At 73.7% G+C, this 13,614-nt stretch carries 14 protein-coding genes; 8 read left to right on the top strand and 6 right to left on the bottom strand.

Annotated elements, in window-relative coordinates:
• Window positions 1-20: 20 nt before the first annotated feature.
• The gene (locus IE308_RS35335) at window positions 21-920 is read left to right on the top strand and encodes an alpha/beta hydrolase (RefSeq protein ID WP_190221012.1); all 900 of its coding nucleotides are present in this window, start codon (window positions 21-23) and stop codon (window positions 918-920) included.
• 35 nt (window positions 921-955) lie between these two features.
• Here the strand turns inward: IE308_RS35335 and IE308_RS35330 are convergent, their stop codons facing one another.
• Window positions 956-1,399 (bottom strand): ester cyclase, encoded by a 444-nt coding sequence (locus IE308_RS35330; RefSeq protein WP_190221011.1) that lies wholly within the window; start codon window positions 1,397-1,399, stop codon window positions 956-958.
• Window positions 1,400-1,577: 178 nt separating this feature from the next.
• On the opposite strand from IE308_RS35330, the gene IE308_RS35325 reads away from it, so the two are divergent.
• Window positions 1,578-2,603 carry an ATP-binding cassette domain-containing protein gene (locus IE308_RS35325; RefSeq protein ID WP_110627815.1) on the top strand — a complete coding sequence of 342 codons (1,026 nt, stop codon included), beginning with the start codon at window positions 1,578-1,580 and terminating at the stop codon, window positions 2,601-2,603.
• A complete protein-coding gene (locus tag IE308_RS35320) occupies window positions 2,600-3,439 on the top strand; it encodes an ABC transporter permease (RefSeq protein WP_110627816.1) in 840 nt (279 codons plus the stop codon). Before IE308_RS35325 ends, IE308_RS35320 begins: the two co-directional genes overlap by 4 nt.
• Window positions 3,440-3,456: 17 nt before the next feature.
• Here the strand turns inward: IE308_RS35320 and IE308_RS35315 are convergent, their stop codons facing one another.
• Window positions 3,457-6,894, bottom strand: coding sequence for an AfsR/SARP family transcriptional regulator (locus IE308_RS35315; protein ID WP_190221010.1), 3,438 nt, complete (start codon window positions 6,892-6,894; stop codon window positions 3,457-3,459).
• A gap of 168 nt (window positions 6,895-7,062) precedes the next feature.
• Here IE308_RS35315 and IE308_RS35310 point away from each other — a divergent pair, with 168 nt between their 5' ends.
• Window positions 7,063-7,863, top strand: coding sequence for a site-2 protease family protein (locus tag IE308_RS35310; RefSeq protein WP_110627817.1), 801 nt, complete (start codon window positions 7,063-7,065; stop codon window positions 7,861-7,863).
• 4 nt (window positions 7,864-7,867) lie between these two features.
• On the opposite strand, the gene IE308_RS35305 is transcribed toward IE308_RS35310, so the two are convergent.
• Together IE308_RS35305 and npdG are read right to left on the bottom strand one after the other, a co-directional pair.
• Entirely contained in the window at window positions 7,868-8,128 is a 261-nt protein-coding gene (locus tag IE308_RS35305; RefSeq protein ID WP_190221009.1) for a hypothetical protein, read from the bottom strand.
• A gap of 4 nt (window positions 8,129-8,132) precedes the next feature.
• On the bottom strand, window positions 8,133-8,846 hold the full coding sequence (gene npdG, locus IE308_RS35300) for an NADPH-dependent F420 reductase (RefSeq protein WP_190221008.1): 714 nt from the start codon (window positions 8,844-8,846) through the stop codon (window positions 8,133-8,135).
• Between the two features lie 117 nt (window positions 8,847-8,963).
• Between npdG and IE308_RS35295 the strand changes: the two genes are divergently transcribed.
• Window positions 8,964-9,569 carry a hypothetical protein gene (locus tag IE308_RS35295; protein WP_110627820.1) on the top strand — a complete coding sequence of 202 codons (606 nt, stop codon included), beginning with the start codon at window positions 8,964-8,966 and terminating at the stop codon, window positions 9,567-9,569.
• A gap of 74 nt (window positions 9,570-9,643) precedes the next feature.
• On the top strand, window positions 9,644-10,972 hold the full coding sequence (locus IE308_RS35290) for an MFS transporter (RefSeq protein ID WP_190221007.1): 1,329 nt from the start codon (window positions 9,644-9,646) through the stop codon (window positions 10,970-10,972).
• Here IE308_RS35290 and IE308_RS35285 read toward each other — a convergent pair whose 3' ends face one another.
• Complete coding sequence (locus IE308_RS35285) at window positions 10,973-11,206, bottom strand: hypothetical protein (protein ID WP_110627822.1); 234 nt, start codon at window positions 11,204-11,206, stop codon at window positions 10,973-10,975.
• Between the two features lie 58 nt (window positions 11,207-11,264).
• Here IE308_RS35285 and map point away from each other — a divergent pair, with 58 nt between their 5' ends.
• Window positions 11,265-12,122, top strand: coding sequence for a type I methionyl aminopeptidase (gene map / locus IE308_RS35280; RefSeq protein ID WP_190221006.1), 858 nt, complete (start codon window positions 11,265-11,267; stop codon window positions 12,120-12,122).
• A 22-nt stretch (window positions 12,123-12,144) separates the two neighbouring features.
• A complete protein-coding gene (locus IE308_RS35275) occupies window positions 12,145-12,792 on the top strand; it encodes a biliverdin-producing heme oxygenase (protein ID WP_110627824.1) in 648 nt (215 codons plus the stop codon).
• 21 nt (window positions 12,793-12,813) lie between these two features.
• Here IE308_RS35275 and IE308_RS35270 read toward each other — a convergent pair whose 3' ends face one another.
• Complete coding sequence (locus IE308_RS35270) at window positions 12,814-13,458, bottom strand: PhzF family phenazine biosynthesis protein (RefSeq protein ID WP_190221005.1); 645 nt, start codon at window positions 13,456-13,458, stop codon at window positions 12,814-12,816.
• Window positions 13,459-13,614 lie beyond the last annotated feature (156 nt).

Raw genomic sequence — 13,614 nt, 5'->3', positions numbered from 1 at the left:
TGGCGGTGAGGATGAGCGGCATGGATCCCGAACTCGAACCCTTCGTCGCGCTGCTTCCCGCCGAGGACCTCGGCGACCCCGTCACCGCCCGCAAGAACTACGCCGCCCTCGCCGCCTCCGCCCCGGCGCCCGCCACCGAGGGCCTGCGCACCGAGAGCCGTACGGTGCCCGCCGACCCGGACGTGCCGGTGCGGGTCTACCGGCCGGAGCGGGGAGCGCGGGGCGCGCTGGTCTGGCTGCACGGCGGCGGCTGGGTCATGGGCGACCTGGACACCGACCGGCACTGGGCCGCCCGGATCGCGGCCGCGTCCGGCGCGGTGGTGATCTCCGTGGGGTTCCGGCTGGCGCCCGAGCACCCGTTCCCGGCCGCCTTCGACGACGCGTACGCCGTCCTCGCCTGGGTCGCGGAGCACGCGGCCGAGCTGGGCGTCGAGCCCGGGCGGATCGCGGTCGGCGGGCACAGCGCCGGGGCCAACCTCGCCGCCGCGATCGCGCTGCGGGCGCGCGACGAACAGGGCCCGCAGGTCTGCTTCCAGCTGCTCAACGAGCCCATCCTCGACGACCGGCACGACACCTGGTCGGCGCGGAACTTCACCGCCACGCCCTGGAACAACCGCGCGGTGCGCATCGCGGCGTACCGGCACTACCTGGGCTCCCGGCCGGCCACGCCGTACGCCGCGCCGGCCCGGGCCGCCGACCTGACCGGTCTGCCGGCGGCGTACGTCGCCACGGCGGAGTTCGACCCGAACCGCGACGAGGGCATCGCCTACGCGCAGCGGCTGCTCCAGTCGGGCGTGTCGGTGGAACTGCGGCAGTGGCCCGGCACCTTCCACGGCTCGCAGGCGATCCTGTCCGCCGACGTGTCGCAGCGGCAGCTGGCCGGGATGTGCGAGGCGGTGCGGCGGGCCCTCGCGGGCTGACGGGACCTGGCGGGACGACCGGGCCCGGGCCGGGCTCAGACTCCGTCCGGCAGCATGCCGAGCTGCCTCAGCTGGGTGAGGACGTCGACGACGCCCCAGATCTCCGCGATACGGCCGTCGTCCGCGAGGCGGAGGATGAAGATCTCCTGGTAGCGGACGGCCCGTCCGGTGGGCGGCAGGCCCCGGTACTCGCCGAGGTGGGTGCCGGTGACGGTGTTCCGGACGACCGCCTTGTCGCCCTCGGTGATCACGTCCTCGGTCTCGACCCGGAGGTCGGGGAAGGCGCGCAGCAGCACCGTCCAGACCTGCTTCAGCGCCTGCACGCCGGTCAGGCCGAGGGGCACGGGGGCGTGGAACCGCAGGTCGGGGTGGACGACCTCGTCGATGGTCTCCAGGACGTGGTCGAGGTCGCCGGTGTTGACGGCGTCGTGGAGCCGGGCGGTGGCGGTGCCGCCGTGGACGGCCGGGTGCGTGGACATGGGGGTCCTCCCTGGTCGGTGGGCCGGTCTGTGGGTCTCCCCCGGATGACGATCCGGGCCGCCCGGTTGTGACAGGGAGGCGGGTGTCGGCGGCCCTGTCGGTGGTCTGTCGGTGCCGTGGGTGCGCTGTCGGTGGTCTGTCGGTGGTTTGTCAGCGGGGGTTGGCAAGGTCGTGGTCATGACGCGAATCGACAACAAGCCCAGCGGTGCGGGAAGCGCCGTCACCGTGCGGGGGCTGGTCAAGCACTACGGCGAGACCAAGGCGCTGGACGGGGTGGACCTGGACGTGCGGGAGGGCACCGTGATGGGGGTGCTGGGGCCGAACGGCGCCGGCAAGACCACCCTCGTGCGGATCCTGTCGACCCTGATCACGCCCGACGCGGGGCAGGCGACCGTCGCCGGCTACGACGTCGTACGGCAGCCCCGGCAGCTGCGCCGGGTGATCGGGCTGACCGGGCAGTACGCCTCCGTGGACGAGAAGATCCCCGGCTGGGAGAACCTGTACATGATCGGCCGGCTGCTCGATCTGTCCCGCAAGGACGCCCGGGCCCGCGCCGACGAACTGCTGGAGCGGTTCTCGCTGACCGAGGCGGCCCGCCGCCCGGTGAGCACCTACTCCGGCGGCATGCGACGCCGGCTCGACCTGGCGGCGTCGATGATCGGGCACCCGGCGGTGCTCTACCTGGACGAGCCCACCACCGGTCTCGACCCGCGCACCCGCAACGAGGTGTGGGACGAGGTGAAGCGGATGGTCGGCGAGGGCGTGACCGTGCTGCTGACCACGCAGTACATGGAGGAGGCCGAGCAGCTCGCGCACGAGCTGACGGTCGTCGACCGCGGGAAGGTCATCGCGGGCGGCGGTATCGACGAGCTGAAGGCGAAGGTCGGCGGGCGGACCCTGCGGATCAAGCCGGCCGACCCGGTCCAGCTGCGGCCGCTCGCCGGATGGCTCGACGAGCTGGGCATCACCGGGCTCGCCTCGACCACCGTGGACGCCGAGGGCGGTGCCGTGCTGGTGCCGATCCTCAGCGACGAGCAGCTCACCGCCGTCGTCGGCGCGATCACCGCGCGCGGCGTCACGCTCGCCTCCATCACCACCGAACTGCCCAGCCTCGACGAGGTGTTCCTCTCCCTCACCGGCCACCGCGCCGGTGCCCCGCAGGACGCCCGGCCCGCCGACGATCGCCAGGAGGTCGCCGTATGAGCACCGCCACCGCCACTCCGTCCTCCACCGCTACCACCGCCGCCGTGCCGGGCGACGCGCGGATCACGCTGCGCGGACACCTGCGGCACACGGGGGCGCTCGTACGGCGCAACCTGCTGTGGATCCGGCAGGACCCCGAGTCGATGTTCGACGCGCTGCTGATGCCGGTCGTCTTCACACTGCTGTTCGTGTACGTCTTCGGCGGCTCGATCGGCCAGGCGCTCGGCGGCGGCCAGGACCAGTACGTGCAGTACGTGATCCCCGGCATGGTCGCGATGATGAGCATGACCCTGTCGCAGGGCGTCGGCACCGGCTTCAGCGAGGACTTCAACAAGGGCGTCATGGACCGCTTCCGCTCGCTGCCGATCGGGCGCGGCTCGGTGCTCTTCGCGAAGATCACCGTCGAGCTGGGGCGGATGCTGTTCGCCACGGCCGTGCTGATGATCGTCGCCGTGCTGGTCGGGTTCGACATCACCAGCTGGCCGGGGCTGTTCGCCACGGTGGGCCTGTCCGCGCTGTTCGCCTCGTCGATCATGTGGGTGTTCCTCACCCTCGGTGTGGTGCTGAAGAACGCGCAGTCCGTGCAGGCGATGGGCTTCCTGGTGCTGTTCCCGCTGCAGTTCGGCTCGTCGATCTTCGCGCCGACGCAGTCGATGCCGGGCTGGCTGCAGCACTTCACCGACTACAACCCGCTGTCCACGCTCGCCGACGCGGCGCGCGGCCTGATGATCGGCGGTCCGGTCGCCCACGACCTGTGGGTGACGGTGGGCTGGTCGGTGGTGATCACCGCGGTGATGGCGCCGGTGGCGATCCACAAGTTCCGCACCAAGAACTGACCCCGCATGGGCGGTTCTCAGACGAGGGCGGCGGCCTCCTCGGGAGAGAGGCCGGCGCCCTCGGCGTACGCCGCGGCGAATTCCTCCTCGCTCAGTGCCGCCCGTACCGTCCGTTCGGCGCGGTCGCGGGCGGCGCGCTCCTGGAAGCCGGAGACATGACCGGGCGGCAGGTGCGCGGTGCCGGCGCCCAGGCAGCGGGCGGCGTCCCGGGCGCGGGCGCCGCCGTCGGCGCCGGCCAGGGCGGTCGCGGCGAGGATCAGGCACAGGGCGTGCATGTGCGGCACGATCGTGCGGGTCAGCGGTTCACCGGCCCGGGTCAGCGCCTGCCGGGTCTTGTCCAGCGCCGCCTCGTGGTCGCCGTCGACCACGTCCAGCCAGGCCTCGGCGGTGAGGATGAACCCGTCGAAGACGACGAACATGGCGGCGCTGAAGTCCGCCCGCAGCCGCCGGATCTGCTCGCGGGCCTCCTCGGTGCGGCCGGTGGTGCTCAGCCAGCCGGCCAGGAAGAGCCGGGCGGCGGGCATGGCCTCGTTCTGGGCGACGTCCTGCTGCTCCACGACCTGACGCAGCAGCGCCTCGCCGCGCTCGGGCTCGCCCGCCTCCAGGAGGGCGGTGCCGAGGCGGGCGGTGAGGACCGCGACCTGGGCGCGGGCGCCGAGCCGTTCGGCTTGGGCGATGGCGGCCTCGTAGTCGGCGGCGGCCAGCGTGTACTCGCCGCGGCGCTCACGGGCCTCGCCGCGGGCCGAGAGGGCCTCCGCGGCGCCCCAGGCGTCGCCGAGCCGCTGGAAGATCTCCAGTGCCTCGTCGGCGTCACCGGTGGCATCGCCCGCCCAGTCGGTGCGGTTGGCCATCAGGTTGGCGCGGGTGCTCAGGCAGACGGCCAGCTCCCACTCGAAGTCGGGGCGGCTGCGGCAGGTGCGCACGGCCTCGTCGAAGATGGTGCGCACCCGGTCCATGTCGGCGGTGAGCAGCACCGCGAAGAACCAGGCCGCACCGGGGGCGCGGCAGGTCTGGGGCAGGCCGGGGCGGTAGGTCTCGGTGATGATGCGCAGCTTCTCCTGGGCCCGTGGGCTCTGCCAGGCGTCCAGCTCGGTGTCCATGCAGGCGAGGTGGATCATGTGGACGCCGCGCCACGCCTCGGCGAGGACCTCGCCGGTGTACGGCGGCGGGGTGGCGGTGCAGCGCTCCCAAACCGGCTCGGCGGGGACCACCGGTCCGGCGAACGGGTCGGGGCCGAGGGCCATGACCTCGGCGGACCAGTTGCGGGCCTCCAGCCGCAGGTCGCGTATCTGCCAGTACCAGCCGAGGGACAGCACCAGGCACAGCGCCTCCTGCGCGTCGCGTTCGGCGACGGCGTGCCGCAGCGCGGTGCGCAGGTTCTCGTACTCGCGCTCGATGAGTTCGATGGCGGCGCGCTGCTCGGGGCCGAGGAGCTTCGGGTCGGTGGTGCGGGCCAGTTCGCGGTAGTACGTCAGGTGCGCGCGCTCGGCCTCGGGGCGCTGTCCGGCCTCGTCGAGGCGTTCGGCGGCGTACTCGGCGACGGTCTCCAGGAGCCGGTAGCGCATCGCGCCGTCGCCGGACGGGGCGGTGACGACCAGGGACTTGTCGACGAGGGAGGCGAGCGCGTCGAAGGCGGCCGGACCGCACACCGCCTCGGCGGCGGCGAGGTCGCAGCCGCCGGCGAAGACCGACAGCCGGCGCAGGACGTCGCGTTCGTCGGCGTCGAGCAGGTCCCAGGACCAGTCGACGACGGCCCGCAGGGTCTGCTGGCGGGGCAGGACGGTACGGCTGCCGGAGGTGAGCAGGCGGAACCGGTCGTCGAGGCGGTCGGCGATCTGCCGGGGCGTCAGCATCCTGAGCCGGGCCGCCGCCAGTTCGATGGCGAGGGGCAGGCCGTCCAGGCGGCGGCAGATCTCCGCGCACGCCTCCGGGTCCTCCTCGACGCGGAAGCCCGGCCGGGCGGCGGCACCCCGGTCGGCGAGCAGCCGCAGCGCGACCGGCTCGGGCAGCGGCTCCACCGGGCGCAGCACCTCGCCGGGCACGCCGAGGGGTTCGCGGCTGGTGGCGAGCACCGTCAGTCCGGGGCAGCGGGCCAGCAGCTCCTCCACCAGGCGGGCCGCCGCGTCGACGACGTGCTCGCAGTTGTCGAGGATCAGCAGCATGCGGCGGCGGGCGCAGTGCTCGGTGAGCCGGACGACCGGGTCGTCGTAGCGCTCGGCCACGGCCCGCAGTTCCTCCGCGCCGGCGCCGCGCAGCACGGTCTCGCGGGCGCCCACGGCGGTGAGCACGGCCTCGGGGACGGCCTCCGGGGTGTCCACGGGCGCGAGCTCGGCGAGCCACACGCCGTCCCGTGCGGCGTCCCGCACCCGCTCGGCGGCCTCCTGCGACAACCGCGTCTTCCCGGCCCCACCGGGCCCGAGCAGCGTCACGAGCCGCGCCCCGCGCAGATCCTCCCGGATCCGCTCGATGTCCCCCTCCCGCCCGACGAAGGAGGTGAGCCGGGCCCGGAGGTTGCCCGGGGGGTGGTGGGGGGTGCCGTTGGGGTGAGCGGCGGTCGTTCCAGGGTCGAAGGGGGCTCTCGGAAGGTGCGTGGGGGACGGGGCGGCGGAGGCGGGCGGGGCCGGGTGCCTGCCGTCGTTCCGCGCCGCCGGCCTTTCGCGCTCGCCGCCGGGGGGCGTCAGTGCGGAGTCTGCGCCGGCCTTCGCAGCCTGTCCGTCCGTCTCCGCCCCCGCGGCCAGCAGTTCCGCGTGCAGGTCGCGCAGGGTGCGGCCCGGGTCGGAGCCCAGGCGGTCGGCCAGGAGGTGGCGCACGGCGTCGTATCCGGCGAGGGCCTCGGCCGTGCGGCCGGTGGCGTGCAGGGCGCGCAGGCGCAGGGCCTGGAGCGGCTCGTCCAGGGGGTGGGTGTCGCACAGCGCCGTCAGCTCGGGCAGCGCCTGGTCGGCCTCGCCGAGGGCGAGCGCGGCGGTGAGGCGGCTGCGCCGGGCGTCCAGGTGCCGTGTCTCCCAGCGCGCGGCCTCCGCCGCGCGGTCGGGCAGGTCGGCGAGGCACGGCCCGTGCCACAGGGCGAGGGCGTCGTCGAGCAGGCCGGCGGCCTTCGTGGCGTCGCCGTCGGCCAGGGCGCGCATCCCGTCGGCGGTGAGCCTCTCGAACCGGTGCAGGTCGACCTCGTCGGGCCCGGCGGCCAGCCGGTAGCCGCCCTCGGCGGAGAGCACCGCGTCCGCGCCCAGCGCCCGCCGCAGCCGCCCGACCAGCGCCTGCAACGCGCCGGTCGCGTCGGCGGGCGGGTCCCCGGCCCACACCTCCTCCACCAGCAGCCCCGCCGGTACGGTCCGGCCGGCGCGCAGCGCCAGCACGGTCAGCAGGGCGCGCAGCCGCGCCCCGCCGAGGGCGACGGCCGTGCCGTCGGGGCGGAACGCCTGCGTGGTGCCGAGGATGCGGTAGCGCACGGGGTTCATTGTCTCCGGTGATCGGGCGGGACGGGGGCCGGGTCACGTGCAGCGGGCACGCAAGCCCCCCAGCCTTCCGGGAACCCGCACCCCTTGGCGAGACGTTTTCCGTGCGCGCCCGGTACGGTCGGGCAGTCCCCGCGTGTCCGACACGTGTACGACGAGTCAGGGAGCCCCATGACCACCACCGCCGCCCGCCACAGCGACCGAAGGATCAGTCCCGTCTTCGTCGGGATCCTGGCCGTGACGGCGGTGACGGGCTGGGCCACCTGGACCGGGTTCGCGGAGCAGCCCGGCGTCGCGGTGTTCCTGTTCGTGACGGCGGCCTGGATCGTCTCCCTGTGCCTGCACGAGTACGCGCACGCGCGCACGGCCCTGCACAGCGGCGACATCACGGTCGGCGCCAAGGGCTATCTGACGCTCAACCCCATGAAGTACACGCACGCGCTGCTGAGCATCGTGCTGCCGGTGCTGTTCATGATCATGGGCGGGATCGGTCTGCCCGGCGGCGCGGTCTTCATCGAGCGCGGCCGGATCCGGGGCCGCTGGCGGCACAGCCTCATCTCGGCGGCGGGCCCGCTGACGAACGTGCTGTTCGCGGTGGTGTGCACGGCTCCGTTCTGGCTGGACGCGCTGGACGGCGTCCCGGCCGACTTCCGGTACGCGCTCGCGTTCCTCGCGCTGCTCCAGGTCACGGCGGCGATCCTGAACTTCCTGCCGGTGCCGGGCCTGGACGGCTACGGCGTGATCGAGCCGTGGCTGTCGTACAACGTGCGCCGGCAGGTGGAGCCGTTCGCCCCGTTCGGTCTGCTGTTCGTGTTCGCGGTGCTGTGGGTGCCGGCGATCAACGGCGCGTTCTTCGATGTGATCGACGCGATCCTGAAGGGCCTCGGCATCAGCGGCTTCGACAGGTCCTGCGGCTACGAACTGTTCCGCTTCTGGCGCGGCACGAACGAGTTCTGCTCCGTCGGCCCCTGACGCGTCAGACGGTCTTCGCTGCCCCACCGGCCCGGGCGGCCTTCGCGGCCTTGTCCCGCTTCACGTAGTACCAGGTCATGTTGGACGCGAGCCCCGCGAGCAGCACCCACACGATCCCCAGCCAGTTGCCCTGGACGAAGGAGACCACGGCCGCGGCGACGGCGAGGACGCAGACGATCAGCGGGTAGACGGCGAGGCGGGGCATGGGGGTCGGCTCCTGTCGGGGGACACTGCGGGTACTGCTGTCGCCCCCAGTGTCCCCCATGGGCTCATACGTCGGTGATGCGGAGCCCCGCGTGCGCCTTGTAGCGCCGGTTGACGGAGATCAGGTTGGCGACGAGCGACTCCACCTGGTGGGCGTTGCGCAGCCGTCCCGCGAAGATGCCCCGCATGCCGGGGATGCGGCCGGCGAGGGCCTGGACGATCTCGACGTCGGCGCGCTCCTCGCCGAGGACCATCACATCGGTGTCGATCTCGTCGATCTCCGGGTCCTGCAGGAGGACGGCGGACAGATGGTGGAAGGCGGCGGTCACCCGCGACCCGGGCAGCAGGGCCGCGGCCTGCTCCGCCGCGCTGCCCTCCTCCGGCTTCAGCGCGTAGGCGCCCTTCTTGTCGAAACCGAGCGGGTTGACGCAGTCGACGACGAGCTTGCCGGCCAGTTCCTCGCGCAGGGATTCCAGGGTCTTGCCGTGGCCGTCCCACGGCACGGCGACGATCACGATGTCGCTGCGCCGGGCGCACTCGGCGTTGTCGGCGCCCTCGACGCCGTGGCCGAGTTCCGCGGCGGCGGCCTCGGCGCGCTCGGCGGCGCGCGAGCCGATGATCACCTTCTGTCCGGCCTTGGCGAGCCGGTAGGCGAGGCCCTTGCCCTGCGGCCCGGTCCCGCCGAGCACGCCGACGACGTACCCGGAGACGTCGGGCAGGTCCCAGGGGTCCTTGGCGGGTGCCTTGGCGGGGGTCTGTGCACTGTCGGAAGAGGTCATGCGCCGACTTTACGTCCGCGCCGCCGTGCCGCCGCGGCCGCGGGTGGTTCCCCACGTCGGGCGAATTCGGGGGGAACGCGGCGCCGGCGGGGGCGTGGTGCGGCAGGATGCGGCGCCATGGACGCCGTACGGGTCGCGCTGTTGCGGGAAGTGCTCGCCGGGACCGAGTGGCTGGGGGCCACGCGCAGGTTCGCCGGGGTGCTGCGGGGGTCGGTCGTGTCGCACGGGGGCGGGCTGCTGCTCGTGGGGACTCCGGCGTACGAGCCGTGGCATCTGGCGGCGCACCTGGCGGACGAGGCCGCCTGGTCGGGTACGCCGGAGCTGGCGCCGACGCTGGTACGGCATGCCGCGCGCCCCTCGGACCCGGCGCACCTCGCGGTCGGGCCGGGGCGGATCGAGGCGGCGCGGCGCGGGGAGACCCTGCTGGTCGTGGCACCCGAGGAGCCGGCCGCTCCGCTGCTGGAACGGGTGCACGACGCCCGGCGCGCGGGGGTGACGGTGCTGTCGCTGAGCGGCACGTCCGGGGAGCTGGCGGGCATGGCGCACGAGTCGCTGGCCGTGCCGGAGGGCGCCGAGCTGGACCTGGACACCGTGCAGCACCTGGTGAGCGCGGCGGCCGGGGAGAACCCGGTGCCGGGCGCGCCCCGGGGGCGGCGCCGGTTCCGGGACCGGCTGGCCCGGCTGGCGGAGTCCCTGACCGCGCCGCCGCCCGCGCCCTGGTGACGGCGGGACAGGCGGGAACGGCGGGCGGAAAACCGGTTGCTCCGCGCTGAGCCGGGCGCCGACCATTCCCCTTCGTGACCGACGACGCCCCCGCCCCCTCCTCGCGCCTCCGCTCCCTCCTGCCCGACCTCTCCCCCTGGCGGGCGTCCGCCGACTTCCGGCGGCTGTGGATGGCGGGGCTGGTGTCGAACTTCGGGACGTTCCTGACGTTCGTGGCGCTGCCGGTGCAGGCGAAGGAGCTGACCGGGTCGGCCGCCGCGGTCGGTGCGATCGGGGCCGTCGAGCTGGTGCCGCTGGTGGTGTTCGGGCTGTACGGCGGGGCGCTCGCCGACGCCTTCGACAAGCGGACGCTGATCGTGTGGACGGAGGCGGGGCTCGGGCTGCTCAGCGTGGCGCTGCTGGTGAACGCGCTGCTGCCGGACCCGGCGGTCTGGCCGCTGTACGCGGTGGCCGCGCTGTCCTCCGCCCTGACGTCGGTGCAGCGGCCCGCGCTGGACTCGCTGTGGCCGCGGATCGTCGCCCATGAGCAGATGCCGGCGGCGACCGCGCTGAACTCGCTGCGCTGGACGGTCGGCGGTGTCGCCGGACCGGCGCTGGCGGGCGTGGTGGTGGCGTACGCGGGCCTGGGCTGGGCGTACGCGGCGGACGCGGCGACGTTCGCGGTGTCGCTGGCGTACATCGCGCGCATCGCCTCCTCCCCCGCGTCCCACGAGGCGGCGAAGCCGTCGCTCAGGGCCGTCGCCGAGGGCGCCCGGTACGCCTGGCGCCGCAAGGAGCTGCTGGGGACGTACGCCGTCGACCTGGCGGCGATGTTCCTGGCGATGCCGCTGACCGTGCTGCCGTTCCTCGCGGACGAGCTGGACGCCGAGTGGGCGCTGGGCCTGATGTACGCGACGGTGCCGCTGGGGTCGCTGCTGGTGAGCGTGACGAGCGGCTGGGCCTCGCGGGTGCACCGGCACGGCCGGATGGTGGTGCTGGCGGCGGCGTTGTGGGGGCTGGCGATCGCGGCGGCCGGGGTCGTGGGGAACGTGTGGCTCGTCCTGCTGTTCCTGACCGTGGCCGGCGGCTGCGACATGGTCAGCGGGATCTTCCGCGGGGCGATGTGGAACCAGACGATCCCGGACGAGCTGCGCGGCCGGCTCGCCGGGATCGAGCTGCTGTCGTACTCGGTGGGGCCGACGCTCGGTCAGGTCCGCTCGGGCTCCTTCGCCGCGTGGTGGGGCGTGCGGGCGTCGGTGTGGTCGGGCGGGCTGGCCTGCGCGGGCGCGGTGGGGGTGCTGGCGCTGTGCCTGCCGAAGCTGATGACGTACGACGTGCGGACCAGCGAGCACGCGGCGCGGCTGCGCGAGCGGCGCGCAGCCGCGGCCCCGTCCGCGTCCACGGCTGCGGCGGGCGGCGCCTGATCAGTCGTCGTCGGCCGCGGGGCCGGCCGGCGCGTCGTGCCAGCGCGGGTCGTTCTCCCACTGGAGGTTGCGCTCGCGGGCGGTGTCCATCGCGTGCTGGGCCTCCTGCCGGGAGGCGTACGGCCCGAACCGGTCCTTGCCCGGGCAGTCGGGGCCTTCCTCGACCTTCTTGTGCTCCAGGCAGTAGTACCACTCGCCCGGCTTTCCGGCCGTGCGCTTCTTGAACAGGGCCATGACCAGCTCCTCTCGCCACGAACATATTCCCGCATGCCCGCTGGTTAGACTCGCTGGCATGTCTGGCCAGTCGCTGCTTGTGCCCGGGGAGCTGTCCCCCACCCGTTCCGTGCCCGGAAACATCCGCCGCCCCGAGTACGTCGGCAAGCCGGCGCCGACGCCGTACACCGGACCGGAGGTGCAGACGCCCGAGACGATCGAGGCGATGCGGGTCGCCGGCCGGATCGCGGCGCAGGCGATGGAGGAGGCGGCGAAGCTGATCGCGCCGGGCGTGACCACGGACGAGCTGGACAAGGTGGCGCACGAGTACATGTGCGACCACGGCGCCTACCCCTCCACGCTGGGCTACCGCGGCTTCCCCAAGTCGCTGTGCACCTCGGTCAACGAGGTGATCTGCCACGGCATCCCGGACTCGACGGTCCTGCGCGACGGCGACATCGTCAACCTGGACGTGACGGCGTACATCGGCGGGGTGCACGGCGACAACAACGCCACCTATCTGGTGGGTGACGTGGACGAGGAGAGCCGGCTGCTCGTCGAGCGCACGCGGGAGGCGCTGAACCGGGCGATCAAGGCGGTCCGGCCGGGCCGGCAGATCAATGTCATCGGCCGGGTCATCGAGTCGTACGCCAAGCGCTTCGGCTACGGCGTGGTCCGTGACTTCACGGGCCACGGCATCAACTCCTCCTTCCACTCGGGCCTGATCATCCCGCACTACGACAGCCCGCACGCGACGACGGTCATGCAGCCCGGGATGACGTTCACGATCGAGCCGATGCTGACGCTCGGGACGCACGAGTACGACATGTGGGACGACGGCTGGACGGTCGTGACGAAGGACCGCAAGCGCACGGCGCAGTTCGAGCACACGCTGGTCGTGACGGACACGGGCGCGGAGATCCTCACCCTGCCGTGATCCGTTGCGCAGGATGGGCGCCATGGAGTCCTTCTCGGCCGTCCTCCGCACCGCGTCCCGCGCGCGGCACACGGAGGCGGAGTCCTCGGCGTTCATGAGCGGCCTGCTCGGCGGACGGCTCGGCGTGGACGCGTACGCGCGGTACACGGAGCAGCTGTGGTTCGTGTACGAGGCGCTGGAGGCCGGCGCCGAGCGGCTGGCGGCGGATCCCGTGGCGGGTCCGTTCGTCCGGCCGGAGCTGTTCCGGCTGCCCGCGCTGGCGCGGGACCTGGCGCATCTGCGGGGCCCCGGCTGGCGGGCGGGGCTGGAGGCGCTGCCTCAGACGCGGGCGTACGCGGCGCGGGTGCGGGAGTGCGCCGAGCGCTGGCCCGCCGGATATGTGGCGCACCACTACACCCGCTGTCTGGGCGACCTGTCCGGCGGCCAGATCATCCGCGACTCGGCGGAGCGGACCTGGGGCTTCGCCCGCAAGGGCGACGGGGTCCGCTTCTACGTGTTCGAGGAGATCCCCAACCCGGCCGCCTTCAAGCGGCGTTACCGGGCGCTGCTGGACGGCCTCCGGGCGGACGCGGTGGAGAGGCGGCGGGTGGTGGCGGAGTGCGAGCGGGCGTTCGCGCTGAACACGGCGGTGTTCCGGGCGCTGGGCGAGGAGTTCCGGGTGACCGCGTGAACCCCGCGGGCACACAGGCTTTCAGCGTTCGAGGACGACCCGGCCGCCGATCTCCACCCAGCCGTGCGGCTGGGGGGCCGTGAGGATCTGGGAGCCGGAGCCCTGGGTGATGTTGAGGGCGCGGCCGAGGCGGGCCGTGAGGAGCAGGGCCGCGGCGCCGGTGGCCTCGTCCTCCTCGATGCCGTCGTCGCGGCCGGGGAAGGCGCGGGCGCGGACCCGGCCGGCCGGCTCGTCCTCCCAGGCCCAGGCGTAGATCCACTCCCCCGGCGGCGGCACGGCCAGGTCGTCGACCTCGGCCGCGCTCGCGTACTGCCGCAGGGTGCGCGGCGGCGCCCACTCCGGGCGGGCCTCGATCCAGCAGAACTCCCCGTCCTGCCGGGCGCCCACCACCCCGGCGGGCGTGACCAGTTCGGGCACGTCCAGCAGCCAGGCCGTGCCGACGCAGGGGTGACCGGCGAACGGCAGGCGCAGGGTGGGCGTGTAGATGTCGACGACCCCGCGCTCGGGGTCGTCCACGAACACCGTCTCGCTGAAGCCGAGCTTCGCGGCGAGGGCCTGCCGGTCGTCCTGCCGGGGCAGGACGGATCCGTCGCGGACGACGCCCAGCTCATTGCCGTATCCGCCGTTCGGCGCACAGAAGACGCGCAGTACGTCGTAGTCAGTCACGCGGGCATTGAAACATCCCGGTCCACCTGGTCATCCTTGGACTTCTCTTGGTCTGTTCTTTGCGTGGCTTTTAGGTCATTGAGATCGCACCGTTCCCATACGCCGTCTATGAGAGCTGAATCACGGCACACCGGGGTCTCAGGCAGGCAAGGCTTA

This window comes from Streptomyces griseosporeus (assembly GCF_014656055.1).
Taxonomy (GTDB): Bacteria; Actinomycetota; Actinomycetes; order Streptomycetales; family Streptomycetaceae; genus Streptomyces; species Streptomyces griseosporeus.
The sequence above is the reverse complement of the archived record's forward strand: the minus strand, read 5'-3'. Positions and strand labels throughout refer to the sequence as shown.

Bases quoted from the DNA above. Each gene is read 5' to 3' on its own strand.
- IE308_RS35285 (WP_110627822.1), bottom strand. From the start codon at position 11,206: ATGGCCCTGTTCAAGAAGCGCACGGCCGGAAAGCCGGGCGAGTGGTAC.
- IE308_RS35315 (WP_190221010.1), bottom strand. From the start codon at position 6,894: ATGAACCCCGTGCGCTACCGCATCCTCGGCACCACGCAGGCGTTCCGC.
- IE308_RS35330 (WP_190221011.1), bottom strand. From the start codon at position 1,399: ATGTCCACGCACCCGGCCGTCCACGGCGGCACCGCCACCGCCCGGCTC.
- npdG (WP_190221008.1), bottom strand. From the start codon at position 8,846: ATGACCTCTTCCGACAGTGCACAGACCCCCGCCAAGGCACCCGCCAAG.
- IE308_RS35275 (WP_110627824.1), top strand. From the start codon at position 12,145: ATGGAGTCCTTCTCGGCCGTCCTCCGCACCGCGTCCCGCGCGCGGCAC.
- IE308_RS35320 (WP_110627816.1), top strand. From the start codon at position 2,600: ATGAGCACCGCCACCGCCACTCCGTCCTCCACCGCTACCACCGCCGCC.
- IE308_RS35295 (WP_110627820.1), top strand. From the start codon at position 8,964: ATGGACGCCGTACGGGTCGCGCTGTTGCGGGAAGTGCTCGCCGGGACC.
- map (WP_190221006.1), top strand. From the start codon at position 11,265: ATGTCTGGCCAGTCGCTGCTTGTGCCCGGGGAGCTGTCCCCCACCCGT.
- IE308_RS35310 (WP_110627817.1), top strand. From the start codon at position 7,063: ATGACCACCACCGCCGCCCGCCACAGCGACCGAAGGATCAGTCCCGTC.
- IE308_RS35325 (WP_110627815.1), top strand. From the start codon at position 1,578: ATGACGCGAATCGACAACAAGCCCAGCGGTGCGGGAAGCGCCGTCACC.
- IE308_RS35305 (WP_190221009.1), bottom strand. From the start codon at position 8,128: ATGGGGGACACTGGGGGCGACAGCAGTACCCGCAGTGTCCCCCGACAG.
- IE308_RS35335 (WP_190221012.1), top strand. From the start codon at position 21: ATGGATCCCGAACTCGAACCCTTCGTCGCGCTGCTTCCCGCCGAGGAC.